This is a genomic window from Pseudarthrobacter raffinosi (assembly GCF_023913735.1).
Classification (GTDB): domain Bacteria; phylum Actinomycetota; class Actinomycetes; order Actinomycetales; family Micrococcaceae; genus Arthrobacter; species Arthrobacter raffinosi.
The window spans coordinates 205,972-232,291 of sequence record NZ_JAMXBH010000002.1 but is presented as its reverse complement, the minus strand read 5'-3'; the positions used below and the strand labels follow the sequence as shown (position 1 = coordinate 232,291).

Sequence of the window (26,320 nt, the reverse complement as noted above, 5' to 3'; positions counted from 1 at the left end):
CGGGGGTTGCACGAATGTCTACAGCACGAATGTCAACAGTAAGGACCCTGCGTGTCTCCCATGGCCCGCACCGCCCCGGTGCCCGCCGCGACTGATCCGGCCATCATTCGGAATTTCTGCATCATCGCGCACATTGACCACGGTAAATCCACCCTGGCTGACCGCATGCTGCAGTTCACCGGGGTGGTTAAGTCCCGCGATATGAAGGCCCAGTACCTGGACCGCATGGACATTGAGCGCGAACGCGGTATCACCATTAAGTCCCAGGCGGTCCGCATGCCCTGGGAACTCGACGGGACCAGCTACGCGCTGAACATGATCGACACCCCCGGCCACGTGGACTTCACCTACGAAGTGTCCCGTTCGCTGGCCGCCTGCGAAGGCGCAGTGCTGCTCGTTGACGCGGCGCAGGGCATTGAGGCGCAGACCCTCGCGAACCTGTACCTGGCGATGGAAAACAACCTCACCATCATCCCCGTGCTGAACAAGATCGACCTCCCGGCAGCCCAGCCTGAGAAGTACGCGGCGGAACTGGCCAGCCTGATCGGCGGCGACCCCGACGACGTGCTCCGCGTCTCCGGCAAGACCGGCATGGGCGTCGAGGTCCTGCTGGACAAGATCGTCCGCGATCTGCCGGCCCCCGTGGGGGACCCGAACGCCCCCGCGCGCGCCATGATCTTCGACTCGGTCTACGACACGTACCGCGGTGTGGTTACCTACGTCCGTGTGGTTGACGGCATGCTCCACCCCCGTGAACGCATCCAGATGATGTCCACCCGGGCCACCCACGAACTCCTCGAGATCGGAGTGAGCTCCCCGGAGCCCACCCCCTCCAAAGGTCTTGGGGTTGGCGAAGTGGGCTACCTCATCACCGGTGTGAAGGACGTCCGCCTGTCCAAGGTCGGCGACACCGTCACCAACCTTGCCAAGCCTGCCACAGTCTCCCTTCCCGGCTATGCCGATGCCAAGCCGATGGTCTTCTCCGGCCTGTACCCGCTGGACGGCACGGACTACCCGGTGCTCCGCGATGCGCTGGAGAAGCTGATGCTCAACGACGCCGCACTGGTGTACGAGCCCGAAACGTCGGCCGCGCTCGGCTTCGGCTTCCGCGTCGGCTTCCTCGGCCTGCTCCACCTGGAAATCACCAGGGAGCGGCTTGAACGCGAATACAATCTCGACCTGATCTCCACCGCCCCCAACGTGGAGTATGAAGTGACGCTGGAGGACAAGAAGGTGGTCCATGTGACCAACCCCAGCGAATACCCTTCCGGCAAGATCGCAGAGGTCCGCGAGCCGATGGTGGCTGCCACCATCCTGGCGCCGAATGAGTTTGTGGGCGCCATCATGGAGCTCTGCCAAAGCCGCCGAGGCGTTATTGGCGGCATGGACTACCTGTCCGAGGACAGGGTCGAAATCCGCTACCGGCTGCCACTCGCTGAGATCGTGTTCGATTTCTTTGACATCCTCAAATCCAAGACCCGGGGCTACGGCTCGCTGGACTGGAAAGCCGACGGCGAGCAGGTGGCCGACCTGGTCAAGGTGGACATCATGCTCCAAGGCGAACAGGTGGATGCCTTCTCCGCCATCACGCACCGCGAGAAGGCCTATGCCTACGGTGTAATGATGACCGGCAAACTGCGCGAGCTCATTCCCCGCCAGCAGTTCGAAGTGCCCATCCAGGCTGCCATCGGCTCCAGGATCATCGCCCGGGAAAGCATCCGCGCCATCCGCAAGGACGTTCTGGCCAAGTGCTACGGCGGCGACATTTCCCGTAAGCGCAAACTGCTGGAGAAGCAGAAGGAAGGCAAAAAGCGCATGAAGATGGTGGGCCGCGTTGAGGTCCCCCAGGAAGCCTTCATCGCTGCGCTGACCACCGACGAGTCCAAGGACAAGGCCAAGAAGTAGTGATGACAGTGGCCGGCAACACCGGAGGCCCCTGCAATGCCTAGCATTCTTCCGCTCGGTGACCCCGCGCCGTCGGACGGTCTGCTGCCCGCCCAGGCAGTGGCCGGTGCGGCGGACCGGGCCTTCGGGCTGTACGTGCACATCCCGTTCTGCGCTGTTCGTTGCGGATACTGCGACTTCAACACCTACACGGCCACCGAGCTGGGCGGCGGGGCGTCACAGGACGCCTACGCCACCACGGCCGTGTCCGAAGTCGACTTTGCCGCCACAGTCCTGCGGAACTCGGGTCTCCCGGACCGGCCGCTGAGCACAGTCTTCTTCGGCGGCGGCACTCCCACGCTGCTCCCGGCGGAAGACCTAGCGCGGATCCTGACGGCCGCCGTCGGGCACTGGGGCCTGGAACCCGGCGCCGAAGTGACTACCGAAGCAAACCCGGACTCGGTCACCCCTGCATCCCTTCAGGTCCTGGCCGATGCCGGTTTCACCCGGGTTTCCTTTGGCATGCAGTCTGCCGTTCCCCATGTACTGAAGGTCCTGGACCGCACGCACACGCCCAGCCGCGTGCCGCAGGTGGTGCAGTGGGCGCGCGATGCCGGACTGGCCGTGAGCCTGGACCTGATCTACGGGACGCCGGGGGAGTCCCTGGAGGACTGGCGGTTCTCCCTGGAGACGGCCCTGTCCTACGAGCCAGACCACATCAGTGCCTACGCGCTGATCGTTGAGGACGGCACCAAGCTGGCGGCCCAGATCCGCCGTGGTGAAGTCCCGGGAATCGACGACGACGACCACGCCGACAAATACGAACTCGCCGACCAGCTGATCGGCGCTGCTGGCCTTAGCTGGTATGAGGTCAGCAACTGGTCCCGGACGCCGGAGCAGGCATGCCGGCACAACCTCGCGTACTGGCGCGGGGACGACTGGTGGGGCATCGGGCCTGGTGCACATTCACACGTCGGCGGGGTGCGGTGGTGGAACGTCAAGCACCCCACGGCCTACGCCGGCCGGCTCGCTCAGGGCCTGTCGCCGGCCGCCGGGCGGGAAACGCTGGACGCCGAAACCCGCGACGTTGAGCGCGTGATGCTTGAGGCCCGGCTCGTGTCGGGGCTGGCAACGTCAACGCTGGGCGAACACGGCCGTCACGCCGTGGCCGGGCTCATTGCCGACGGCCTGGTGGAGCCACCGGCTGCCTTCCACGGCACGCTGGTATTGACCCTGAAGGGCCGCCTGCTGGCCGACGCCGTGGTCCGAAGGATCCTGCCAGGCTGACCTGCCGGACAAGCTGGTGGGCCCACGCCCGCAGGGTTCCCTGGAGGAGGTTTAGGGTGACGGTGGGGACTACTTGATCCAGCGCAGGTTGTACTGGTAGCGGTGGGGCTGGCCCTTGTTGACATGGATGCCTGCGGCCACGGAGAAGCATGTCAGGGCAATCCAGATCAGGGTGGCGATGACGGCGAAGATATTTCCCACCACCGGAATGAACACCAGGAGGTTGGCCACCAGCGCAGCAATGGTGGGCGGCAGGCTGAAGTTCAGCGCTTCCTTGGATTCCTGGGCGGTGAACGGCCCGCGCTCACGGAAAATCAGGTAGATCAGCAGTGACGGAACACAGCCGAGGATCCCACCAAAGTGTGCCAGCGTGGCCCACTGGCGGTCTTCGCTGGCCGTCAGGGGCAGCGCATTTGCCGGAACGCCCTGGTACTCGGAACGGCCCTGGCCGCCGTGATCGTCCCGGTGCTCGCGTGCGTTTTGTGCCACGGTTTTCTTCCTTCGAAAGTGCAATGGTGCTGGGTTGGAGAATGCCGGACTGAAAGCAACTGCAGCCTCCGCAGTACCAAGAATACTGGTTCGGCCACCAAATGCCGCCGCCAGCAGCCAGATCCGGGGTTAAGGCACCGTCAGGAAGTCGATGACTTCCTCCACTCTCCCGAGCAGTGATGCTTCCAGGTCCGCGTAGCTGCGGACAGCGCCCAGCAGCTTTTGCCAGCCCAGCCCGATGTCTTCCTTGGTGGAGTGCGGCCAGCCGAACGCTGCCAGGATGCCGGTCTTCCAGTCCTGCCCGCGGGGCACCACCGGCCATTGTTCGATGCCCAGTACAGCGGGCCGGATGGCCTGCCACACGTCAACGTACGGGTGCCCGACGATCAGGACATTCCCCGCCGCGCCGGGGGAGGCCATCACGGCCGCCGCGATGCGTGACTCCTTCGAGTCCGGCACCAGGTGGTCCACCAGGACCCCCAGCCGGCGGCCCGGACCGGGACCGAACGCGGCCACCGCACCGGCCAGGTCATCTATGCCATGCAAAGGCTCGACGACGATGCCCTCCACGCGGAGATCGTCACCCCAGACTTTTTCCACCAGTTCGGCGTCGTGTTTTCCCTCCACCCAGATTCTGCTCGCCTTGGCAACCTGGGCACGCTGGCCGGCCACGCGGACTGAGCCGGACGCTGTCCGGCCGGCAACCACGGGGGCAGCCTGCCGGGGCGCCGGGGGAACGAGCCGGATGGGCTGTCCCTCCAGGAGGAAGCCGAAGCCGAGCCGGAAGGACCGGGACTTGCCGCGCCGGTCTTCGAGGGCAACTACGTGCATTCCGCCGGACTTCTCCACCCGGGTCACCGCTCCCACCCAGCCTGACTGGGCGTCTTCGAGAACCATGCCACGTTCCACGGGGACCTCAGGGAGTTCGCTTCTGACGGGCGCGGTGATCTCCTGCGGACCCCAGTTCTGGTACTGCATGGATTGATTCCGCCTTGCCGCTAGATCCTGGCCCGGAATTTCGCCCGGAGCGGTACCAATGCTAACAACGGGGTGACTCATATTAGACTGTTAGCACTTAGGCATGTCGAGTGCTAACCCTGCAGTGACCACGGATGGAGGTGGAGTATGAGCGAGCCGCGCAAACTCGAAGTACTGCGCGCCATCGTGGAGGACTATGTGCACTCCCGCGAGCCGGTAGGTTCCAAGGCGCTCGTGGAACGCCACCACCTCGGCGTGTCCAGTGCCACCATCCGCAACGACATGGCGGCCTTGGAAGACGACGGCCTGATCACGGCCCCGCACACCAGCGCCGGACGGATCCCCACAGACAAAGGCTATCGGCTGTTTGTGGACCAGATTTCAGCGGTAAAGCCGCTTTCCCAGGCGGAACGGCGTGCAATCCAGTCGCTGCTGGAGGGCGCAGACGATCTGGACGACGTCCTGGACAGGACCGTCAGGATGCTGTCGCAGCTGACTAACCAGGTCGCCGTGGTGCAGTATCCGCATCTGAGCCGCGCCACCATCCGCCATATCGAATTTGTCCTGCTCGCGCCCCGGCAGGTCCTGGTGGTCCTCATCGCCACCACCGGTAAGGTCGAACAGCGCGTGATCGACGTCGGCCAGGACCTCGGCGACGACGCCATCGCCGCGTTGCGGACACACTTCCTCGGATCACTCGCGGGCATCTCGCTGAGCCGGCTGACCCCCTCGTTGCCGGGAGTCGTTTCGTCCGTCAGCCCGGGCCAGCGCGCGGCTGCCCAGGCTTTGGCCCAGGGGCTGGAAACGCTCGCCCACAACAGCCGTGAGGAACGCATGGTCATGGCCGGAACGGCGAACCTTGCCCGCTCCAACGTGGATTTTCCGCTCAGTATCGGACCGGTCCTGGAAGCCCTTGAGGAGCAGGTTGTCCTGCTGCGCCTCCTGAGCGACATGGCGCAGGATCCCAGGGGCGTGGCAGTCAGCATCGGGCGTGAAAACCCTTACGACGGGCTCGCGGAAGCCTCCGTGGTGGCCACGGGCTACGGACCAGACAGCACCGCCAAAATCGGTGTGCTGGGCCCCACCCGGATGGACTATCCCACCACCATGGCCGCCGTCAGGGCAGTAGCCCGTTACCTTTCAAGAATTCTGGGTCCGTAGCAACACCACGGTCCAGGCACAAAGAGCAGTGCCGGCAGCCCGGCTGCCGGCAGTACAACAAGGAAGAGATACGAACTTTGAGCAGCCACTACGACGTCCTCGGAGTCTCGCCGGAAGCCACCGGGGAAGAGATCAAGAAGGCCTACCGCAAGCTGGCCCGCACTCTTCACCCGGACGTAAACCCCGGGGACGATGCATCGGACCGCTTCAAGGCCGTGACCCATGCCTACGAGGTACTTTCGGACCCGCAGAAGCGCCGGATCTATGACACCACCGGCAATGAGAACGGCACCGACAACGGGTTCGGCGGCGGCGGATACTCCGGCCAGGGCTTCGCGTTCCAGGACATCTTCGACACGTTCTTCGGGGCCGGCGGCACCTCCGGCCCCGCGTCCCGGGTCCGCCGCGGCCAGGACGCGCTGATCAGTGTACGGATCGAACTCCGCGATGCCGTGTTCGGCGTCAACCGGAAACTCGAAGTGGACACAGCCGTCACCTGCCCCACCTGCAACGGGTCATGCTGCCGCGAAGGCAGCCACCCTGTGCGCTGCGATATCTGCGGCGGCAGCGGCCAGGTCCAGCGGGCGGTTCGCTCCATCCTGGGCCAGGTCATGACGGCGGCCCCGTGTGGCAGCTGCGAAGGCTTCGGGACGGTCATCAAGGACCCCTGCAACGAATGCAGCGGCCAAGGCCGCATCCGCAGCCGGCGGTCGCTCACCATCAAGGTGCCGGCCGGTGTTGCCACAGGCACCCGGATCCAGCTCTCCGGGCAGGGCGAAGCAGGCCCGGCCGGCGGACCGTCCGGGGACCTGTACGTGGAACTCCGGGTCAACAACGACGCCACCTACGCGCGCGACGGTGACGACCTGCACGCAACGCTGCACATCCCGATGACTGCCGCCGCCCTGGGCACCGAGCTGTCACTGGAAACCTTTGACGGGCTGCAGGAAATCGACGTCAAGGCAGGGACGCAGTCCGGAGAGATCATCACGCTCCGTGGACTCGGCGTGACGCACCTGCGCGGTTACGGCCGCGGGGACCTGATGGTCCATCTGCAGGTGGAGACGCCGGCCAAGCTCGATGCCGCGCAGGAGGATCTCCTGCGGCAGCTGGCGAAGCTGCGGGGCGAGCAGTTCACGGAAGGCAAGCTGGCTGCCAGCGGCGGCGTCTTTGCCAAGCTGCGGGACCGGTTCGGTAACCTGTAACGGTGAGCAATCCCGTTTTCTTCAGCGGTGCCGGGTCGCTGGACGAGCTGGTGCCCGGTGCCCGTTTTGTCCTTCAAGGGCCGGAGGCACGCCACGCCGTGACCGTAAAACGGCTATCTCCCGGAGAAGCAGTGGACATTGCCGACGGCGCCGGAAAGCGGCTGACAGGAACTGTTGTCTCGGCGTCGCCCGCGGAGCTCACCGTGGAATGCTCCGCCCTCGTGGTGGAGGACCGGCCCGATATCCGGCTGGTGCTGGTGCAGGCCCTGGCCAAGGGGGACCGCGATGAAATGGCCGTGGAAACGGCAACCGAACTCGGGATCGATGCCGTAGTTCCCTGGCAGTCCGAGCGATCAATTGTCCGCTGGAAGGGTGAGCGCGCGGCCAAGGCCCACGCAAAATGGCAGTCCGTGGTCACTGCCGCCGCCAAGCAGGCACGCCGCGCCTGGATCCCCGAGGTGCGCGCCGCCGTCGAAACGCCAGGCCTTGGGGCGGCCGTGGCGGCAGCGGATCTGGCCGTAATCCTGCACGAAGACGCGGTCCGGCCGCTCCGGTCTGTCCTGGAAGCATGGCAGGGCAACCAGGCTGGCGCCGGACCCCTGGAAATTCTGCTCATCGTTGGCCCGGAAGGCGGAATCAGTCCTCGCGAAGTCACCCGGCTTTGCGACGCCGGCGCCGTGACGGCGCTCCTGGGACACCACGTCCTGAGGTCATCCACGGCCGGACCGGCAGCGGTTGTTCTGGCGAGCGATGTACTGGGACGCTGGACAGCCCCGGTATCCTGAGGCCGCCTGCTGCGCATGCTGCTACCGGACGTTGAAGTTCCGCGTATCCACATTCAGCTCCTGGCTGGTGCCGGCCGCATCCACCTGCGAAACGCGGAGCTCGTAACTCCCCGAGGACAGGCTAAGGGCAAGCGTAAAGACTCCGGACTGGGCGGCTTCGGCAGCTGCAGTGGTCTCCCCGGTCAGGTAGGGCGCCTTGTTCCCGTTCGCTTCGGCCCGCAGGATCTGCCAGCGGAGCTTACCGCCCGGAACGGTGCTGCGGCCGGTGATCTTGACGCTTCCGCCGGCCAAATCAGTCCCTTCCTGCGGATCGATGATCCACACGGGCGCCACCATTCCGGCAGCTCGGGACATGGGGTCGCCAAGCTGGACGTGGTCGAAGGCAACGTAATCGGTGTGGCTATCCACCAGGATCCTGACCTGGATCTGCTGGCCGGAATCGATCAGGCCGGAACTCGCAGCCGCTGCCGTAGCGGTAAAGACCAGCTGCTGAATGGCGCGGCCGGCCATGTCGGCGTCGAGATTGCTGTTAAAGGCATCCTCCGAGACGTCGACGGTAATGACGTTCTTGCCGGAGATGGACGAGGCGAGTTTCTCGGGATCCTGCCAAGGCGTGAAGAAATCCGGGTCCAGCGGCTTCTCGGACATCATGGCCCGCAGGGCGCGGGTCACTGGATTCTCCTGCTCCGGCACGTCCCGGAACTCCCGGTATAGGAACACGTTGCTGTTGCTTCGGCCAATCCAGTAGACCGGTGCCTTATTCGAGGACTGTGTAGTTTCCAGGGGCGCACTGGTGGAAGGTGCTCCGGGGGAGCCGGTGGCGGCAGCACTGGAGTTTGCCGTCAGGTTGGGCTCAGGGCTGGGTTCCGCGATACAACCGGTGAGAAGGAGGAATGCTGGCAGCAGGCCCAGGAAACGTTGCGGACGAAAACGCGGCGCGACGCGTTTGGAAGTGAGGGGGGTAGCTGTTTCCGGCATTCTCGTGGCCCTGTCCTTCCTGGCGGTGAAATGGTGAGGCCTGGGCCTCGGGAGCCGGTCCCCCCGACGGCCTTGATTTCCAGCATCGCATAGCCAGCCCCGCCAAAAGGACCGAATACGGGCGGGCGGCGCAACTGCAACGGGAACGATATGAGCCCGATATGAAGTTGATACCTAATGACGCCGACCGTCCCGCAGTAGGCCGGTGACGGGAGCCCTTGCCGGAGACCACCGGGCGCTGCTGGGAGGCGCCGCCTGGCGTAAGATGGAAGGACTCCGCTGGCTCCGGCGTGCTCGGCAACAGCCCCGTCCACGCAGCAGTCGGCGGCATTTAAGTTTCGAACTGGAGGAGACCACGGGCCTGCGGGCCAGCACCATGACTGAATCAGCGAACGGAAAGCGCCGGCTCAATACTGAACGCGCCGCCGGAGAATTCCCCCATTCACTTCCCGGTGTTCGGACGGAGGTGGTTCTCTTCGACAACTCCGATCAGATGGTCCAATCGCTCGGCAGCCATGATGAGGCCTTGCGTTACATAGAAGAGCAGTTCCCGTCCGTTAACTTCCACGTCCGTGGAAACGAACTGTCCATGAGCGGCCCTGCCGACGAAGTTCCCCGCATCATGCGGCTGCTGCATGAAGTTCGCGGTCTCGTGGCCCGTGGCACAGTCATCAGCCCCGCGGTGTTGCAGCAGCTCGTCTCGTTGCTCCGCAGCCAGTCATTGCAGAACCCTGTGGACGTCCTCACCCATGACATCCTCTCCAGCCGGGGGAAGACCATCCGGCCCAAGACCCTGAACCAGAAGAACTACGTGGACGCGATTGACGCGAACACGGTGATCTTCGGGATTGGCCCTGCAGGTACGGGCAAGACGTACCTCGCGATGGCCAAGGCTGTCCAGGCGCTGCAGCAGAAGGAAGTCAGCCGTATTATCCTGACCAGGCCTGCCGTCGAGGCCGGCGAACGGCTGGGATTCCTGCCGGGCACCCTGAGCGACAAGATCGATCCCTACCTGCGCCCGCTGTACGACGCGTTGCACGACATGATGGACCCCGAGGCCATCCCGCGCCTGATGGCCGCCGGGACCATCGAAGTGGCGCCGCTGGCTTACATGCGGGGGCGCACGCTCAACGACGCCTTCATCATCCTGGACGAAGCGCAGAACACCACACCGGCACAGATGAAGATGTTTCTTACGCGTTTGGGCTTCGGGTCCAAAATGGTGGTCACCGGAGACGTCACCCAGGTGGACCTTCCCTTCGACACACGCTCAGGTCTGCGGATCGTGGAGGAGATCCTGCAGGGAATCGAGGACGTGAACTTCACCATCCTGGACTCCACTGACGTGGTCCGCCACCGTCTTGTGGGTGACATCGTGCGTGCCTACAGTCTCTGGGACGATCTCCAGCGGAACAAGGTGAAACACTCGGTGAGCCGGGAAAAGCGGGGGGAAAACGCGTGAGCATTGAGGTCAACAACGAGTCCGGCATCCAGGTTGATGAAGCGGAGCTTGTGTCACTGTCCCGGTACGTTTTCGAACAGCTGTATATCCACCCGCAGGCTGAACTCTCCATCCTCCTGGTGGATGAACCAGCCATGGAAAAGCTCCACATCGAGCTTATGGACGAGCCGGGATCCACAGACGTGCTCTCGGTCCCCATGGACGAACTGACCCCCGGTACACCGGACCGGCCCACCCCGCAAGGGATGCTGGGTGACATTGCCGTGTGCCCCCAGGTCGCGCAGGTTCAGGCCGTCAACGCAGGGCACTCCCTGCAGGATGAAATGTTGCTCCTGACTACGCACGGGATCCTCCACCTGCTCGGCTATGACCATGCAGAGCCCGAGGAAAAGGAAGAAATGTTCGGCCTCCAGCGCCAGCTGCTTTCCGGCTTCACCGGCAAAGAAGCACCTGCCGAGACCACGCAGTGACGCCCCTGCTCCTTGTCGGCATGGCCCTGGCGTTCCTCGGTACCGCTGCACTCTTGACCGCAGCCGAGGCCGCGTTCACGTTCCTTTCCCGGCATGACGCCGAAGACGCCCTGCTGAAAAGCCGCGGAAACGCCATGAAGCGCATCCTAGCCCAGCCGGTGGCGCACATCCGGGCCTTGCGGTTCTGGCGGGTCTGGTTCGAGATGGCTTCAGCCGTAGCGGTGGCCGTCCTGCTCCACAGCCTGCTGGACAACGTCTGGCTGGCCGGGCTGGCCGCCACCGGAATCATGGCCCTGCTCGGCTTCGTCATCGTCGGCGTTTCCCCACGGCAGCTCGGCAGGCTCCATTCGGCCGCAGTCGTCCGCTCCACAGCACCGCTGATCAGGTACCTGACGTGGGTCCTCGGACCCATCCCGGGGTGGCTCGTGGCGCTGGGCAGTGCCGCCGCTCCCGGCGCTCCGGCGGGTGATGACGCGTTCTTCAGCGAACAGGAATTCCGCGAACTTGTGGACCGCGCATCCGAATCGGACATGATCGAAGACACCGAAGCTGAAATGATCCAATCAGTCTTTGACTTCGGCGACACCCTGGTGCGCGCCGTGATGGTGCCCCGGACGGATATCCTCAGCATCGACGCCGGCTCCAGCCTCAGGCGGGCCATGTCAATGTTCCTGCGGTCGGGCTATTCGCGGATCCCCGTTATCCGCGACAACACGGACCAGATCCTCGGAATCGTCTACCTCAAGGACGTTGCGGCGACGCTCCATGAGCTCGGACCCGACGACGAACAGCCCCCGGTCGAAGCCCTGGCCCGCGAGGTCCGGTATGTCCCGGAGTCGAAGCCGGTGAGCGATCTGCTGCGGGAACTGCAGAAGGAGTCAACACACGTTGCCATCGTGATCGACGAATACGGCGGCACGGCCGGCCTTGTCACCCTGGAGGACCTCATCGAGGAAATTGTCGGCGAAATCGTGGACGAGTATGACACCGAAAGCGCCGAGGCCGTGGCCCTGGGCGGCGGTTCCTACCGGGTGAGCGCCCGGATGAGCATCGACGACCTCGGCGAACTGTTCGACATAGAGCTCGACGACGACGAGGTTGACACCGTGGGCGGGCTGCTGGCCAAGGCCCTGGGCCGCGTTCCCATTGTGGGCAGCCGCGTGGTGGTGGGCGGCATCTCGCTGCTCGCCGAACGGCTCGAGGGCCGCCGCAACCGCGTCAGCCACATCATTGCCTCGGCAGTACCAAAAGCAGACACTGACCTTGAAGACCTCCTCGAAGAGGCGAAAGCAACCCAGCAGGGAGTTCCACGTGAGCAAGAAAAGTAATCGTCCGGCCAACCCGGATTCGGCCGCAAAAGACTTCGGCGGCTACAGGGCAGGCTTTGCGGTCCTCGTGGGGCGGCCTAACGCAGGAAAATCAACCCTGACGAACGCACTGGTGGGCCAGAAGGTGGCGATCACCTCCGCAAAGCCGCAGACCACGCGCCACACCATCCGGGGGATCGTGCACCGCGATGACGCCCAGCTGATCCTGGTGGATACCCCGGGCCTGCACCGCCCCCGCACGCTGCTGGGAAAGCGGCTGAACGAACTCGTCGCCGACACCCTCGCCGAGGTCGACGCGATCGGCTTCTGCCTGCCCGCCAACGAGAAAATCGGCCCGGGCGACAAGTACATCGCCGCCCAGCTCGCCGCCATCGGCAACAAGCCGGTCATCGCGATCGTCACCAAGGCGGACACAGTGGACCGGCAGGCGCTCACCGAGCAGTTGCTCGCCGTCGCAGCACTGGGCCGGGATGTCATCGGCGAGGACGGCTGGAAGGACATCGTCCCGGTCTCCGCCACCGACGGCTTCCAGGTGGACACCCTCGCAGACGTCCTGATCAGCCACATGCCGGCGTCGCCGCCCCTTTATCCGGACGGTCACCTGACGGACGAGCCCGAAGCCGTGATGATCGCCGAGCTCATCCGGGAAGCTGCCCTCGAAGGCGTCCGCGACGAACTGCCCCACTCCCTGGCCGTCGTCGTCGATGAGATTGTTCCGCGTGAGGGCCGGCCCGAAGACAGGCCCTTCCTCGACGTCCGGGTTAATCTCTATGTGGAACGTTCGTCCCAGAAGGCCATCATCATCGGCAAGGGCGGTGCACGGCTCCGGGAAGTCGGCACCAACGCACGCAAGGGGATCGAGGCGCTGCTCGGTGCCCGCATCTACCTTGACCTGCATGTGAAGGTGGCCAAGGACTGGCAGCGCGACCCGAAGCAGCTGGTCAAGCTCGGCTTCTGACGCTGCCCCTTTCGCTTTACCCGGCCGGTCGTCGGGAAGTTCCCAGACTGGGCAACTAAAATAGGCCGGATTCAATTTTTTCGAGGAAGGTACACCACACATGGGGCGAGGCCGCGACAATCGCGAGTACGGAGCTGACGCGTCAGCCGGGACCGGTCCGGTGTCCCGCCACGCTGATGCCACCGCCGTCGGCGTTGCCCGGCATCTCGGATCCCGGAGCCGGATGCCGGCCTGGCTGAAGGTGACCACTGCGGTGGTCACCATCCTGGTTGCCGGCGGTCTTGGCTACGCAGGCTACTGGTATTTGCGGTTTCAGTCGAACATCACCACGGCACCGCTGAACGCCGGTGGCGCGGCGAACCCATCGGACGACAAATCGGGCCGGATGCAGATCCTGATCCTTGGCTCTGATACCAGGGACGGCGCAAACGCGGAGTACGGCGCCGTGGAGGACTCAACAGGTTACGGCAAATCCGACGTCATGATGCTGATGGACGTATCGGCCGACAACAAGCGCGTCAGCGTCATCAGCTTCCCCCGGGACCTGCTGGTCGATATTCCGGAGTGCACCGACCAGAAGACCAAGCGGACGTATCCTGCCCGCAGCGGTGTCATGATCAACGAGGCCATGAATGAAGCCGGCATCGGCTGCGCCGTAGACACCGTCAACAAGCTGACTGGCATGGAGATCGATCACTTTATGATGGCGGACTTCACCGCAGTGAAGGAACTCTCCAACACGGTGGGCGGCGTTGACGTGTGCATCAGTGACGCGGTCTATGATCCTGACTCCCGGCTGCGCCTGCCGAAGGGCACGTCCGCCGTTCAGGGCGAAATGGCTCTTGCCTTCCTGCGGACCCGTCATGCCTTTGCTGACGGCGGCGACCTGGGCCGGATCAGGGCACAGCAGGGATTCCTTTCCTCCCTCACGCGCAAGATCAAGGACGACGGCACACTGTCTGACCCCTCTAAGATGCTGACCATTGCCGATGTTGTGACCAAGAACCTCACGGTGGATGAGGGGCTGGCCTCCGTGCCGTCGCTCGTGAGTATCGGTAGCCGGCTCAAGGACATCGATATCAGCAAGGTGGCGTTTGTGGCCGTGCCCACCACGCCGGCAGTCACGGACATCAACCGCCTGCAGATTGCCGAGCCCGCAGGGTCCCAGCTCTTTGCGGCCCTCCGCGAGGACGTGGACCTCACGGATCCGACAGCACCCACAACGCCGTCCCCGGCGCCGACGGAAACAACAACCACCCCAACAGAAACAGCCCCGGCGGTGCCGCCGTATGACAAGGCGCTGCAACCAGTCACCGTGGCCAACGGCAGCGGCGTCCCGGGACGCGCCCAGGAAATCGTGCAGGCGTTGATCACCGGCGGCTTCACCCAATCCGGGCCGTTTGAAGCCACGGCGGTGGCGCAGAGCGTTGTCTACTACGGTACGGAATTCGCCGACGTCGCAGCTGACGTGGCTGCGATGCTGGGGATCCCGGCCGCGCAGGTCCAGTTGGCACCTCGCGTCGCGGGAGTCCAGGTCTACCTTGGAACTGACTTCACCACCGGGGCAACCTACGGAGCCGGTGCTGGTGGCGCCCTGCCCGAGGACATCGTCAACCAGACAGCCGGCGATACCGTGTGCCAGCAGGCCAACCCTGTGCTGATCGTCCAGGACTGACGGCCGCACCACAGAAGACAGCACCTCAGAAGACAGCACCTCAGTAGACACACAAGAGGCGGGGCCAGACGGCCCCACCTCTTGTGTGTCCTGGAGAGTGATTACCAGATGCTGACGCGAGCGTCCTGCGGCATCCACATGCCATCCTGGTCGGTCACGCTAAAGGCCTCATGGAAGGCGTCCAGGTTCTTGGCGATGGCGTTGGTCCTGAACTCGTTGGGGGAGTGGGGATCCGTGGCGAGCCTCCTGATGGCCTCTTCGGACCGGATCACCTGCCGCCAGCCGGCTGCCCAGGACGCGAAGAACCGCTGCTGCCCCGTCAGTCCGTCCAGAACTTCCGGTTCCTTGCCGTCAAGGCTGAGCAGGTAAGCCTTGTAGGCGATGGTCAGGCCACCAAGGTCGCCGATGTTCTCCCCGAGCGTCAGCTTGCCGTTGACGTTGTGCCCCGGCGCCGCATACGGGGACAACTCGTCGTACTGTGCCACCAGCTTGGCTGTGAGCTTCTCAAAGGCCGTCCGGTCATCCTCGGTCCACCAGTTCCGCAGCGTGCCGCCGCCGTCGAACTGCGACCCCTGGTCATCAAAACCGTGGCCGATCTCGTGGCCGATCACCGCTCCAATGCCACCGTAATTAACGGCGTCGTCGGCGTCGGCTGTGAAGAACGGTGGCTGCAGGATAGCGGCAGGGAAGACGATCTCGTTGAGCATCGGGTGGTAGTACGCGTTGACCGTCTGCGGTGTCATGAGCCACTTGTTAAGGTCCACCGGTTTGCCCACCTCATCCAGATGGCGGTCGACGTCGGCATTGTGGGCCCGCTCAACGTTCCCCAGAAGGTCCAGCGGGTCGATTTCCACAGCTGAGTAATCGATCCACTTGTCGGGGTAGCCGATCTTGGCGCGGAAGGCCTCCAGTTTCCGCAGCGCCTCGGCCTTTGTTTCCTCACCCATCCAGGCAAGACCGGTGATGGACTGCCGGTAGGCCTCGATCAGGTTGGCCACCAGGGTCTGCATGCGGGCCTTGTGGGTTTCGGGGAAGTGCTTCGAGACGTAGATCTGCCCAACGGCCTCACCGAGTGCAGCTTCGACGACGGCGACGGCCCGCTTCCAGCGGTCCTTGTTCCGGGGCGTGCCGCTGATGGTTGTACCGTAGAAGGCAAAATTGGCATCCACGAACTCGGAGGACAGGTACGGCGCGGCGCCGTTGACGACCCGCAGGGCCAGCCACTCCTGCCACACGGAGAGCGGTTCGGACTCCAGCAGGCCGGCGGCCCCGCTGAAGAAGTCCGGTGTGCTTACTACGATCTCGTTGCGCTTGTCGGCGTCGATCCCGGCAGCTTCGAACCAGGTGTTAAGGAGCGGGAACAGGGTGGCCGCTTCCTCAGCGGACTTGAGGTTATAGGTCTTCTGCGGGTCGCGCAGCGTGACGTTGTCCCAGTGGTGGGATGCGAGGCTGGTTTCGAGGGCAACGACGCGTGCGGCCGCAGGCTCCGGATCGGCCACTCCGGCCAGACTGAACATGGTCCTGACATGCTCGCCATAGGCCTTGACCATGGGGGCGAACTTCTCTTCCCGGTAGTAGGACTCGTCCGGCAGTCCCAGGCCGCCCTGGCCGGTGTAGAGCAGGATGCGGTCCGGGTTGCCAGCGTCCGGAGCCGGGTAGATATAGAAGAGGCCGGACACATCTGACCGGAACAGCCGCCCGGCCAGGGCCACGAGATCAGCAACCGTGCTGGTGGCAAATACCTCGGCAAGCCGCCCGCGGATGGGCTCCATGCCTTTGGCCTCCACTGTGGCTTCGTCCATGAAGCTGTTGTAGAGCTCGCCCACTTTCCGTTCTATCCCGCTGGCGGCTTCACCCTTGGCAGCTGCTTCCTCGATGATGTCCCGGACCGCGATCTCCGCTCCGTCGCGCAGCGCGGTGAAAGTTCCCTCGAGTGGCCGGTCATCCGGAATTTCCGTGGCCTTGAGCCAGGACCCGTTCACGTGCTGGTACAGGTCATCCTGCGGCCTGACGGTGTGGTCAATGTTGGACAGATCGATCCCCGAGATGGGCACAGATGCTCCTTCGTGTGACGTGCCGCGGCCGGCGCTGGCACCGGCGCGGCGTCTGCATGTTGGACGATAAGGACGGTGGTGCCCTCTCATCTTACGCACGCGTGCTACCCTCAAATGGTGCGCGCAGAGCTCCTTCTTCTTAGCTGCCGCGGCGAGGCCTCAGACGCGATTTAGCGCAAGGCCCACCCTCGTCGCGGAGTTTGTGTTGCCCGGCCACCTTTCAGATAAGAACCACAGAAAAGGCCCCGATACTAATGCGAAACGCACAGAAGTCCTCCGGAATGCCAGCCCACCGCTACCGTCCTTTCCAGGATCAGATCACCGTTGAACTGCCTGACCGCACGTGGCCGGACAAGGTCATCACCAAGGCCCCGCGCTGGTGCGCTGTGGATCTGCGTGACGGCAACCAGGCGCTGATCGACCCGATGAGCCCGGCCCGCAAGATGAAGATGTTCGATCTGCTGGTCCGCATGGGTTACAAGGAAATTGAAGTCGGCTTCCCTTCTGCCTCGCAGACCGATTTCGACTTCGTCCGCCAGCTCATCGTCGGCAACCACATCCCGGACGATGTCACCATCCAGGTCCTCACCCAGGCCCGCGAGCACCTGATCGAGCGGACGTACGAGTCCCTGGTCGGCGCCAAGCAGGCGATTGTCCACCTGTACAACTCAACGTCCGTCCTGCAGCGCCGTGTGGTGTTCAACCAGGACCAGGACGGCATCCTCGACATCGCGCTCCAGGGCGCCAGACTGTGCAAGAAGTACGAGGAAACCCTCGTTGACACGCACGTCACCTATGAATACTCGCCGGAGTCGTTCACCGGAACTGAACTGGACTATGCCGTCCGGGTCTGCAACGCCATCGCCGACGTTTTCGAGGCATCCGCCGACAGCCAGGTCATCATCAACCTGCCTGCCACCGTGGAAATGGCCACTCCGAACGTGTACGCCGATTCCATTGAGTGGATGAGCCGGAACCTGCACCCGCGTGAAGGCATCATCCTGTCCCTGCACCCGCACAATGACCGGGGTACCGGCGTGGCCGCCGCCGAACTGGGGTACCTGGCCGGCGCGGACCGGATTGAGGGCTGCCTGTTCGGCAACGGCGAGCGAACCGGCAACGTGGACCTCGTCACCCTGGGCCTGAACATGTTCGTCCAGGGCATCGATCCCATGATCGACTTCTCCGACATCGACGAGATCCGGCGCACCGTGGAGTACTGCAACCAGCTCCCCGTCGCCGAGCGTTCCCCCTACGGCGGCGACCTCGTCTTCACCGCTTTCTCAGGCTCGCACCAGGACGCCATCAAGAAGGGTTTCGAGGCGCTGGAGAAGGATGCTGCCGCCGCTGGCAAGGACGTCGCGGACTTCACCTGGCAGGTCCCGTACCTGCCCGTTGACCCCAAGGACCTGGGCCGCAGCTACGAGGCCGTCATCCGCGTCAACTCGCAGTCCGGCAAGGGTGGCGTGGCCTACCTGCTCAAGAACGAACACAGCCTGGACCTGCCGCGCCGCGCCCAGATAGAATTCTCCGGCGTCATCCAGAAGAAGACCGATACCGTGGGCGGCGAAGTCAGCGGCGCTCAGTTGTGGCAGCACTTCCAGGACGAGTACCTGCCCTCCAGCCAGGCGGAGGGCCAGTGGGGCCGTTACTCACTCGGTTCCGTCAGCACCGAAACGGATGACGATGGCGGGATGACCCTGCACGCCTCGCTCACCGTTGACGGTGTCCAGGCCCGTCGCACGGGCACCGGAAACGGGCCCATCGCCGCGCTGTTGAGCATCCTGCGCGAGGACGGCGTGGATGTCCGGGTGCTGGACTACAGCGAGCATGCCCTTTCGGAAGGCGGCAGCGCCATGGCCGCAGCCTACGTCGAGTGTGCCGTGGGGGAGCGGGTCCTGTGGGGCGTCGGTATTGATGCAAACACCAGCATGTCCTCGCTCAAGGCCGTCATTTCCGCAGTCAACCGTGCCATCCGGGATTCCCGGGCCTGATTCGGAACACGTTGCGCGCCGGGGTTCCCGGCGCGCAACGCACCGGCATTGCCGGCTTTCCGGAACTCAGTGCGAAGATTAACCGTGGTCCAACAATCCTTTGCTGCCCGGTCCTACCGGGATGACGCCGTGGTGCTCCGTACCCACAAGCTGGGCGAGGCTGACCGCATCATCACGCTGCTGACCAAGCACCACGGCCAGATCCGCGCCGTCGCGAAGGGTGTGCGGCGGACCAGCAGCAAGTTTGGGGCGCGGCTGGAGCCGTTTATGGTTGCCGACCTGCAGCTGGTCTCCGGAAAGACACTGGACATCGTCACGCAGGCTGTTGCCAAGGGCGCATACGGCAGCAACATCGCCGCAGACTATGGCCGCTACACCGTTGCAGCAGCCATGACCGAAACTGCGGAAAAACTCACCGACGTCGACGGCGAAGCCGGCACCGCCCAGTACAACCTCCTGGTGGGGGCGCTGGCCTCGCTGTCCCGGGCCGAGCACGCGCCCGGACTGATCCTGGATTCGTATCTCCTGCGTGCCCTTTCCACCGGCGGCTGGGCTCCAAGTTTTACCGACTGCGCCCGCTGCGGCCGGCCCGGTCCGCATACGGCCTTTTCGGCTCCGCTCGGCGGTATGGTCTGCGGTGACTGCAGGCCACCCGGTTCGCCTGCGCCGGCCGCAGAGACCGTCGTGCTCCTGGCTGCCCTGCTGACCGGGGACTGGACGACGGCGGATGGCTCGGACGTGCCGCACCGACGGGAAGCTGCGGGGCTGGTGGCCGTATACCTGCAATGGCACCTTGAACGTGTCCTGAAATCCCTCAAACATGTGGAGCGTGGCTGACAGTGGCCTTGGGAAAAAAGAAGAGTCCTTCGCGGCAGCGGACCACCCCTGTGGTGGCACCGTATCCGCACCCGTCCGGCGCGGTTGCCCCGGCGATCCCCGCAGAATTCATCCCCCGCCATGTTGCCATTGTGATGGACGGCAACGGCCGTTGGGCCAACCAGCGGGGCCTGCCGCGGATCGAGGGACACAAAGCCGGCGAGCCCGCCCTGCTGGACGTGATGGCGGGCGCTATCGAACTAGGCATCGAATACGTGAGCGTCTATGCGTTTTCCACCGAAAACTGGCGCCGGTCAGCCGAAGAGGTCCGCTTCCTGATGGGTTTTAACAAGGACGTGCTACGAAGGCAGCGGAACCAGCTGGACGACTGGGGTGTCCGCGTGCGGTGGTCCGGCCGGCGTCCCAGGCTGTGGGGCTCGGTGATCCGCGAACTGGAAGAGGCCGAGGAATTTACCGCGGGCAACAGCACGTGCACGTTGAACATGTGTGTTAATTACGGCGGCCGGGCGGAAATCACGGACGCCGTATCGGCTATCGCCGCCGAGGTTGCCGCAGGCCGGCTCAAACCCGGGGCCATCACCGAGAAAACCATCCAGAAGTACCTGGACGAACCGGACCTGCCGGACGTGGACCTGTTCCTGCGGAGCTCCGGGGAGCAGCGGCTCTCCAATTTCCTACTCTGGCAGTCCGCGTATGCCGAGTTCGTCTTTATGGACACGCTGTGGCCCGACGTCGACCGGCGGACCCTGTGGGACGCCGTCGAAATCTACGCCCGGCGGGACCGGCGCTACGGCGGCGCCGTCGACGCCGCACCGGGTTCAGCCGTACCGTAACCCCGGAGCCAGCGGGCGAGCCGCGCATAGGCGTCTGCCCGCACTTTGGCAGGGGAGAGGAAGACGTCGTGGAGCGCGCCGTCGATCCGTTCCACCGTGACGCTGCGCCCCAGTGTCAGGGCGCGGAGGGCGATGATGTTGACGTCCAGTACCGCGTCGGTGCGCCGCATTTCCTCGGACCAGAACGGCCCGGTGGCGCTTCCCCGGGACAGCAGCACCAGGATGGGTACGTCGATGTCCAGGCCACGGGCCACCTTGGTGTGGCCGGCCAGGATGGCGCAGAGCCAGCCCGCGCGGAGGGGAAATGCCATGGGCGGACGGAACCTGTCGTCAAGCGGCCACTCGCCGTCGGCTGAACTGCTGATGGTCCGCCAGTAGAACCCCCGCTCGGGCAGTCGCAGGACAGCCTCCGGCCGGAACCGCGCCACGGGTCCCACCATCGTGGACGCAGCACGGCGGACCAGCGAGCTGCCGTGCATCTCCAGCCAGGGACTGTTTAGCACCAGCTGGGAGGCCGCTCCGGGGTGGTTGCTGACCCAGAGGGCGGCCACCAGGCCGCCGGTGGAGTGGCCCATCAGCGTGAGGGAGGCCTTGCCTTCCAGTTCCGGCGTGTGCGTGTCGGCCCGGATGATGGCGATGGCCGCTTCGATCTCGGCGTCATAGTCCGCCAGGTTCGCCACGTAGCCGCCCGGCGTTTCCGGGCGCAGGCTGCGGCCGTGGTTGTGCATGTCGAGGGCGTAGAACTCGTAGCCGCTGTGTGTCCAAAACTGCGCCAGGTCCACATTGAAGAAGTAGTCGCTCCAACCATGGAGGAACAGCACTGTCCGGCGCCGGCCGGTGGCTGCCGGTTCCTTCGCCGGACGGAAGCGCACCAGCGTGGCGGTGCGCTGGACGCCGTCTTCGCCCCCGGCCTCGAAGGTGCAGGCTTCGAAACCAGCACCGAGGATATCTGGCTGCCACCTCATGGCTTTATGCTAGCCGGAGCCGCATGTATGGCGGCCCGGTTTGGTCTGGACCGTCCGAGACGGAAAACTAGAGCCATGCGCGTATATCCGACATTCTTCAGGCTGGCCTTTTCGTGGATGGACGCGGAACGCGCCCACAAGATCGGATTCAAGGGAATCAAACTTGCCCATACTTCCGGCGCAGGACGGCTGCTGCACCGGTTCACGGCACCCGCGGCCTCACTGCAGACTTCTGCCTTTGGGCTGACCTTCCCATCCCCGTTCGGCCTCGCCGCCGGATTCGACAAGGAGGGATTCGGCATCGAGGCCCTCACCGAACTTGGCTTTGGCCATGTCGAAGTAGGGACCATCACCGGGCAGGCGCAGCCGGGCAACGAGAAGCCGCGCCTTTTCAGGCTGATCGAGGACCGGGCTGTCATTAACCGGATGGGGTTCAACAACGATGGCGCGGCCGCCGTCGAACCGCGCCTCAAAGCGGCACGCGCCGCCCTGCAGCGCCGGCACCCTGACGTGCGCCCCGTGATCGGGGTGAACATCGGCAAGAGCAAGGTGGTGGAACTCGACGACGCCGCGGCCGATTACCTGATCAGCGCCCGGAACCTGGCGCCGGCCGCGGACTACTTGGTAGTCAATGTCAGCTCACCCAACACGCCCGGCCTGCGCCTTCTCCAGGATGTCCAGACACTGCGCCCGCTGCTGACCGCGGTGGGGGACGAGGCGGACAAGGCGGCAGGCCGGCACGTCCCGCTGCTGGTCAAGATCGCACCGGACCTCAGCGATGAGGACATCGACGACGTCGCCAAGCTGGCCCTGGACCTTAAGCTGGACGGCATTATCGCCACCAACACCACGATCGGGCGTGAGGGGCTGGCGTCGCCGGCTGAGAAAGTGGTCGAATGCGGCGCCGGGGGCCTGTCCGGGGCACCGCTGAAGCAGCGTTCACTGGAAGTCCTTCGCCGGCTCAAGGAGGCCACCGGGGGCGCGATCACGCTGGTAGCCGTCGGCGGCGTCGAGACGGCGAAAGACGTCCAGGACCGCCTGGATGCCGGGGCCACGCTGGTCCAGGGCTACACGGCCTTCCTGTACGAGGGGCCGTTCTGGGCGGCACGGATCAACCGCGACCTGGCGAAAGCGCGACGCAACCGCTGACTCACACAACAAAACCCCGGCGGTTGGACCGCCGGGGTTTGGTTGTCTAAGAGGGGAATGCTGCCGGGGCCTGGCCCGGCCTGCATGTCAGGACGGGTATTGCCCGCGCTTCACGAGCGGCTTGGGCAGGCGCAGTTTGCGGAACTGCAGGGAACGCATGGAGCCGTACCAGACGGTGCCACGGTCAACCTCACCGAACTTCCCGGTGAGCTTCTTGCGGAGCTGCCGGGACAGAATGAACACATCCACAAAGACGGCCAGGAACATCACCCAGAAACCGCCCAGGACATAAACCATCTGCTCGCTGGAAGCTGGCACGATCAGGGAAATGATGACAAATACGAGGGCGCCGAACATCAGGTATTCGCCCAGGCTGAACCGCGCATCCACGTAGTCGCGGGCATAACGCTTCTGCGGACCCTTGTCGCGCAAAGGCAGGAACTTCTCATCACCTGTATCGAGAGCCTGGCGCATTTTCGTCCGCTGATCCTGGACAGCCTGGCGCTCAGCCGCCTTGGACGCCTTGCGGTCCTCCGGCACCAGGGGCCGTTTGCGGGCAGCCTCCTGCGCTTTGCGCTTGGGCGTGGGCGTACCCTTGCCCAACGCGGCATCCTGCCGGGCTGCCGCTTCAGCGGCCTGCTGGTCTATTGATTGCTGCGCCGTTGGCGCTTCCTTTTTACGTCCGAACACGTGAACAGAATACCTTGCGGCCCGCGGAGATTCGCCGCGGGTATTGTGTTCGCCATGACTCCCACTCCAGCAGCCAGTCCGTCCGACGCCAACACCCCCGGCCCCGGCCACCCTGCACCGGCCATCGACGCGGACGGACTCCGGCTGTCCGTCGCAGGTTCCTTCGACGCAACCCTCGACCGGCTCAAGGAACTTGTGGCCATTCCCGGCATCGCCTGGCCGAGTTTCGATCCTGCGCCCTTGGAAGCCAGCGCGCAGGCCGTAGCGGAACTGCTGCGCGCCGCCGGCCTTGAGGATGTCCAGGTCCTGCGCAGTAACAAGGAGGACGGCACCCCCGGCGGACCTGCCGTCGTCGCACACCGACGGGCCGCCGAAGGAAAGCCGACCATTCTGCTGTACGCCCACCACGACGTCCAGCCGCCGGGGGATGCGGCGCTGTGGGAAACGGAGCCTTTCGCCGCCGTCGAACGGGACGGCAGGTTGTACGGCCGTGGCGCTGCTGACGACAAGGCCGGGATCATGGCCCATGTGGCCGCCTATGCTGCAGCGACCGAGGTTACGGGTACGGAATTCGGCCTTGGTGTGACGTTCTTCTTCGAAGGTGAGGAGGAAGCTGGTTCCCCCACCTTCCGTTCCTTCCTGGAAACGCACCGGGAACTGCTGCGGGCCGAAGTGATCGTGGTGGCCGACTCCAGCAACTGGAAGGTGGGCATTCCCGCCCTGACCACCAGCCTGCGCGGCCTTGTGGACGGAACCATTGAAGTCCAGGTGCTGGAGCATGCTGTCCACTCGGGCATGTTCGGCGGACCCGTGCTGGACGCGCCAACCCTGCTGTCCCGTTTGATTGCCACCCTGCACGACGCTGACGGCAATGTGGCCATCGAAGGCCTCGTATCGAATGACAACGTCGGCGTGGAGCTCGCCGAAGCGGAGTACCGTGCTGATTCCTCCGTTCTCGACGGCGTCCGGCTCGCCGGCACCGGAAGCATCGCCGCACGGCTGTGGACTAAACCCGCGCTGTCCATCATCGGCTTCGATGCGCCCGACGTGGACGTGGCCTCGAACACGCTCCTGCCCCGGGCGCGTGCCAAGTTCAGCCTGCGCCTGGCGCCCGGCCAGGATCCGGCGGCAGCCATGGAAGCCGTACAACGCCACGTCCAGGCCAATGCACCCTTTGGGGCGAAGGTCGTGTTCACTCCCGGGGAAAGCGGAAAGTCGTTCCTCGCTGATACAACCTCCAAGGCGGCGAAGTTCGCCATGTGGGCGCTGGGGGAGGCCTGGGGTGTTCCGGCGGTGGAGATGGGGATCGGCGGGTCGATTCCGTTTATTGCGGACCTGATGGACGTCTATCCGGACGTCCAGATCCTCGTGACCGGTGTTGAGGATCCCGATTCCCGTGCCCACAGTGCCAACGAGTCCCTTCACATTGGTGATTTCAAGAACGCCGTGGTCGCCGAGGCGCTGCTGCTCGCCCGGCTGAACGCAGAAGGCCTGGTCTGAATCCCATGCCCCTCTGATGCCGGCATTCCTCCACCATCGGGAACAATCAGCGAACAGGCTTGGTTACGTCAGGAGTTAGAGCTACAGGGCTGACCGAAGTAGCATGTAGCTATAGCCCGTACCGTATCCGTAGGGGCAGGCGCCGCTGACGCGGGGCCGCCAGGACCGTCCTAAGGTAGGCCAAATGAGCACCGCAACCAACGAGAACATCACCGAGACCACCAGCGCTGCCAGCGATGAACTGGCCGCACACGAGGTCAAACTGACCGACGTCGCAGCAGGCAAGGTGCGCAGCCTCCTGGAGCAGGAAGGCCGGACCGATCTCCGCCTCCGCGTTGCCGTCCAGCCCGGCGGCTGCTCCGGCCTCATTTACCAGCTGTACTTCGACGAGCGCCTCCTCGACGGAGATGCCGTCCGCGACTATGACGGCGTCGAAGTTGTCGTGGACAAGATGAGCGTGCCGTACCTCAGCGGTGCCAGCATCGACTTCGAGGACACCATCTCCAAGCAGGGCTTCACCATCGACAACCCCAACGCCGGTGGCTCCTGCGCCTGTGGTGATTCGTTCCACTGACCCGGTTCTTTCGCCCGATGCCGGCGCCTGCTTTCCGTCCGCCAAAAACGGCACGGAGGCACGGCGCCGACATGTGGGCGAAACGCCCGGCAGAGCGGTAAGCTCTACACCGAGTAGTAAAACTTTTAGTGTGCCCGGACGGCCCCTTGGGTGGCCGGGCAACAGCAACAAGTAGGAAGGGCCGTCTGTGAGTTCGCAGAACCGAACCGGCAGCCGACGCAAAACGATCACTACGATCTCAGGCTTGGCAGTTGCCGGCGCGTTGGTTTTGACTGGATGTTCGCCAGAGGTAGAGAAGGGGTGGCTGCCCACCGAGCGTGGCACCACCAATCACACTGACCGGATCATGGACCTCTGGGTCAACTCATGGATTGCAGCCCTCGTTGTGGGCATCATCACGTGGGGCTTGATCGTTTGGTGCCTTGTCGCCTACCGCCGCCGCAAGGGCACCACGGGTTTCCCGCGGCAGACCAGCTTTAACCTCCCGCTGGAGGTCTTCTACCTGACCATCCCGCTGTTCATGGTCCTGGTGTTTTTCTACTTCACCGACCGCGACCAGCAGGCCATCGATGACCGCTCCAAGCCGGCCGACGTCGTTGTTGACGTCCGCGGCAAGCAGTGGGCATGGGACTTCAACTACAAGTCCGGCGACGTCGTCTCTGAGGATGTTTACGAAGCAGGAGTCCAGACGAACCTCACAGGAGGCGAAATCGACAAGGAAAAGCTTCCCACTTTGTACCTGCCGGTGGGCAAGTCGGTTGACCTCGAACTGAACTCGCGCGACGTCATTCACTCTTTCTGGGTTCCAGCCTTCTTGCAGAAGCGCGACATGATCCCGGGCAAGACCAACTACCTCAGGTTCACCCCCACCAAAGAGGGAACCTACGATGGCAAGTGCGCCGAACTCTGCGGTGAGTACCACTCCGAAATGCTGTTCCGCGTCAAGGTTGTCTCCGAAGCCGAATTCCAGGCTCACATGGACAAGCTCAAGGCAGATGGCAACACGGGACTCCTCGGCGAAGAGTACGACCGCAACCCGAACCTGAACGAAATTAAGTAAGGGG

23 protein-coding genes are annotated in these 26,320 nt (G+C 64.4%); 17 read left to right on the top strand and 6 right to left on the bottom strand.

Annotated features, from left to right (window positions below; genetic code table 11):
• The first annotated feature begins 51 nt into the window (after positions 1–51).
• Complete coding sequence (lepA, locus tag NG698_RS02880) at positions 52–1,905, top strand: translation elongation factor 4 (protein WP_252598871.1); 1,854 nt, start codon at positions 52–54, stop codon at positions 1,903–1,905.
• A 36-nt stretch (positions 1,906–1,941) separates the two neighbouring features.
• A complete protein-coding gene (gene hemW, locus NG698_RS02875; RefSeq protein WP_252607988.1) occupies positions 1,942–3,171 on the top strand; it encodes a radical SAM family heme chaperone HemW in 1,230 nt (409 codons plus the stop codon).
• 69 nt (positions 3,172–3,240) lie between these two features.
• On the opposite strand, the gene NG698_RS02870 is transcribed toward hemW, so the two are convergent.
• On the bottom strand, positions 3,241–3,660 hold the full coding sequence (locus tag NG698_RS02870) for a DUF4870 domain-containing protein (RefSeq protein ID WP_252575353.1): 420 nt from the start codon (positions 3,658–3,660) through the stop codon (positions 3,241–3,243).
• Positions 3,661–3,789: 129 nt separating this feature from the next.
• On the bottom strand, positions 3,790–4,638 hold the full coding sequence (locus tag NG698_RS02865; protein WP_252607987.1) for a DUF3097 domain-containing protein: 849 nt from the start codon (positions 4,636–4,638) through the stop codon (positions 3,790–3,792).
• A gap of 147 nt (positions 4,639–4,785) precedes the next feature.
• Between NG698_RS02865 and hrcA the strand changes: the two genes are divergently transcribed.
• From hrcA to NG698_RS02850, 3 genes are all read left to right on the top strand, one after another.
• Positions 4,786–5,799, top strand: a complete 1,014-nt coding sequence (gene hrcA, locus NG698_RS02860; RefSeq protein ID WP_252607986.1) for a heat-inducible transcriptional repressor HrcA — start codon at positions 4,786–4,788, stop codon at positions 5,797–5,799.
• 77 nt (positions 5,800–5,876) lie between these two features.
• A complete protein-coding gene (dnaJ, locus tag NG698_RS02855) occupies positions 5,877–7,004 on the top strand; it encodes a molecular chaperone DnaJ (RefSeq protein ID WP_252607985.1) in 1,128 nt (375 codons plus the stop codon).
• 2 nt (positions 7,005–7,006) lie between these two features.
• Complete coding sequence (locus NG698_RS02850) at positions 7,007–7,789, top strand: 16S rRNA (uracil(1498)-N(3))-methyltransferase (protein WP_252607984.1); 783 nt, start codon at positions 7,007–7,009, stop codon at positions 7,787–7,789.
• 21 nt (positions 7,790–7,810) lie between these two features.
• Here NG698_RS02850 and NG698_RS02845 read toward each other — a convergent pair whose 3' ends face one another.
• Complete coding sequence (locus NG698_RS02845) at positions 7,811–8,767, bottom strand: GerMN domain-containing protein (protein ID WP_252607983.1); 957 nt, start codon at positions 8,765–8,767, stop codon at positions 7,811–7,813.
• Positions 8,768–9,143: 376 nt separating this feature from the next.
• On the opposite strand from NG698_RS02845, the gene NG698_RS02840 reads away from it, so the two are divergent.
• The 5 genes from NG698_RS02840 (at position 9,144) to NG698_RS02820 (ending at position 14,660) form a co-directional block, all read left to right on the top strand.
• On the top strand, positions 9,144–10,229 hold the full coding sequence (locus tag NG698_RS02840; protein ID WP_252607982.1) for a PhoH family protein: 1,086 nt from the start codon (positions 9,144–9,146) through the stop codon (positions 10,227–10,229).
• A complete protein-coding gene (gene ybeY, locus NG698_RS02835; RefSeq protein ID WP_160671087.1) occupies positions 10,226–10,699 on the top strand; it encodes an rRNA maturation RNase YbeY in 474 nt (157 codons plus the stop codon). The genes NG698_RS02840 and ybeY overlap by 4 nt, the downstream gene beginning before the upstream one ends.
• Complete coding sequence (locus NG698_RS02830) at positions 10,696–12,027, top strand: hemolysin family protein (protein WP_252598864.1); 1,332 nt, start codon at positions 10,696–10,698, stop codon at positions 12,025–12,027. Before ybeY ends, NG698_RS02830 begins: the two co-directional genes overlap by 4 nt.
• On the top strand, positions 12,011–12,985 hold the full coding sequence (gene era / locus NG698_RS02825) for a GTPase Era (RefSeq protein ID WP_056340115.1): 975 nt from the start codon (positions 12,011–12,013) through the stop codon (positions 12,983–12,985). Before NG698_RS02830 ends, era begins: the two co-directional genes overlap by 17 nt.
• 100 nt (positions 12,986–13,085) lie before the next feature.
• Positions 13,086–14,660 carry an LCP family protein gene (locus NG698_RS02820; RefSeq protein WP_252607981.1) on the top strand — a complete coding sequence of 525 codons (1,575 nt, stop codon included), beginning with the start codon at positions 13,086–13,088 and terminating at the stop codon, positions 14,658–14,660.
• A 101-nt stretch (positions 14,661–14,761) separates the two neighbouring features.
• Here the strand turns inward: NG698_RS02820 and NG698_RS02815 are convergent, their stop codons facing one another.
• On the bottom strand, positions 14,762–16,714 hold the full coding sequence (locus NG698_RS02815; RefSeq protein WP_252607980.1) for a M13 family metallopeptidase: 1,953 nt from the start codon (positions 16,712–16,714) through the stop codon (positions 14,762–14,764).
• 254 nt (positions 16,715–16,968) lie between these two features.
• Here NG698_RS02815 and leuA point away from each other — a divergent pair, with 254 nt between their 5' ends.
• From leuA to NG698_RS02800, 3 genes are all read left to right on the top strand, one after another.
• On the top strand, positions 16,969–18,708 hold the full coding sequence (gene leuA, locus NG698_RS02810; protein WP_252607979.1) for a 2-isopropylmalate synthase: 1,740 nt from the start codon (positions 16,969–16,971) through the stop codon (positions 18,706–18,708).
• An 84-nt stretch (positions 18,709–18,792) separates the two neighbouring features.
• On the top strand, positions 18,793–19,545 hold the full coding sequence (recO, locus tag NG698_RS02805; RefSeq protein ID WP_252607978.1) for a DNA repair protein RecO: 753 nt from the start codon (positions 18,793–18,795) through the stop codon (positions 19,543–19,545).
• A 2-nt stretch (positions 19,546–19,547) separates the two neighbouring features.
• Positions 19,548–20,378 carry an isoprenyl transferase gene (locus NG698_RS02800; RefSeq protein ID WP_252598860.1) on the top strand — a complete coding sequence of 277 codons (831 nt, stop codon included), beginning with the start codon at positions 19,548–19,550 and terminating at the stop codon, positions 20,376–20,378.
• Here NG698_RS02800 and NG698_RS02795 read toward each other — a convergent pair.
• A complete protein-coding gene (locus NG698_RS02795; RefSeq protein WP_252607977.1) occupies positions 20,333–21,343 on the bottom strand; it encodes an alpha/beta hydrolase in 1,011 nt (336 codons plus the stop codon). The two genes, NG698_RS02800 and NG698_RS02795, sit on opposite strands and share 46 nt — an antisense overlap.
• Before the next feature lie 75 nt (positions 21,344–21,418).
• Between NG698_RS02795 and NG698_RS02790 the strand changes: the two genes are divergently transcribed.
• Positions 21,419–22,492 (top strand): quinone-dependent dihydroorotate dehydrogenase, encoded by a 1,074-nt coding sequence (locus NG698_RS02790; protein WP_252607976.1) that lies wholly within the window; start codon positions 21,419–21,421, stop codon positions 22,490–22,492.
• An 87-nt stretch (positions 22,493–22,579) separates the two neighbouring features.
• Here the strand turns inward: NG698_RS02790 and NG698_RS02785 are convergent, their stop codons facing one another.
• Positions 22,580–23,182, bottom strand: a complete 603-nt coding sequence (locus tag NG698_RS02785; RefSeq protein WP_252607975.1) for a DUF3043 domain-containing protein — start codon at positions 23,180–23,182, stop codon at positions 22,580–22,582.
• Positions 23,183–23,236: 54 nt separating this feature from the next.
• Between NG698_RS02785 and NG698_RS02780 the strand changes: the two genes are divergently transcribed.
• The 3 genes from NG698_RS02780 (at position 23,237) to ctaC (ending at position 26,316) form a co-directional block, all read left to right on the top strand.
• Positions 23,237–24,682 (top strand): dipeptidase, encoded by a 1,446-nt coding sequence (locus NG698_RS02780; protein ID WP_252607974.1) that lies wholly within the window; start codon positions 23,237–23,239, stop codon positions 24,680–24,682.
• A gap of 184 nt (positions 24,683–24,866) precedes the next feature.
• On the top strand, positions 24,867–25,256 hold the full coding sequence (locus tag NG698_RS02775) for a HesB/IscA family protein (protein ID WP_056340087.1): 390 nt from the start codon (positions 24,867–24,869) through the stop codon (positions 25,254–25,256).
• A 187-nt stretch (positions 25,257–25,443) separates the two neighbouring features.
• Complete coding sequence (gene ctaC / locus NG698_RS02770) at positions 25,444–26,316, top strand: aa3-type cytochrome oxidase subunit II (RefSeq protein ID WP_252598855.1); 873 nt, start codon at positions 25,444–25,446, stop codon at positions 26,314–26,316.
• Positions 26,317–26,320: the final 4 nt, after the last annotated feature.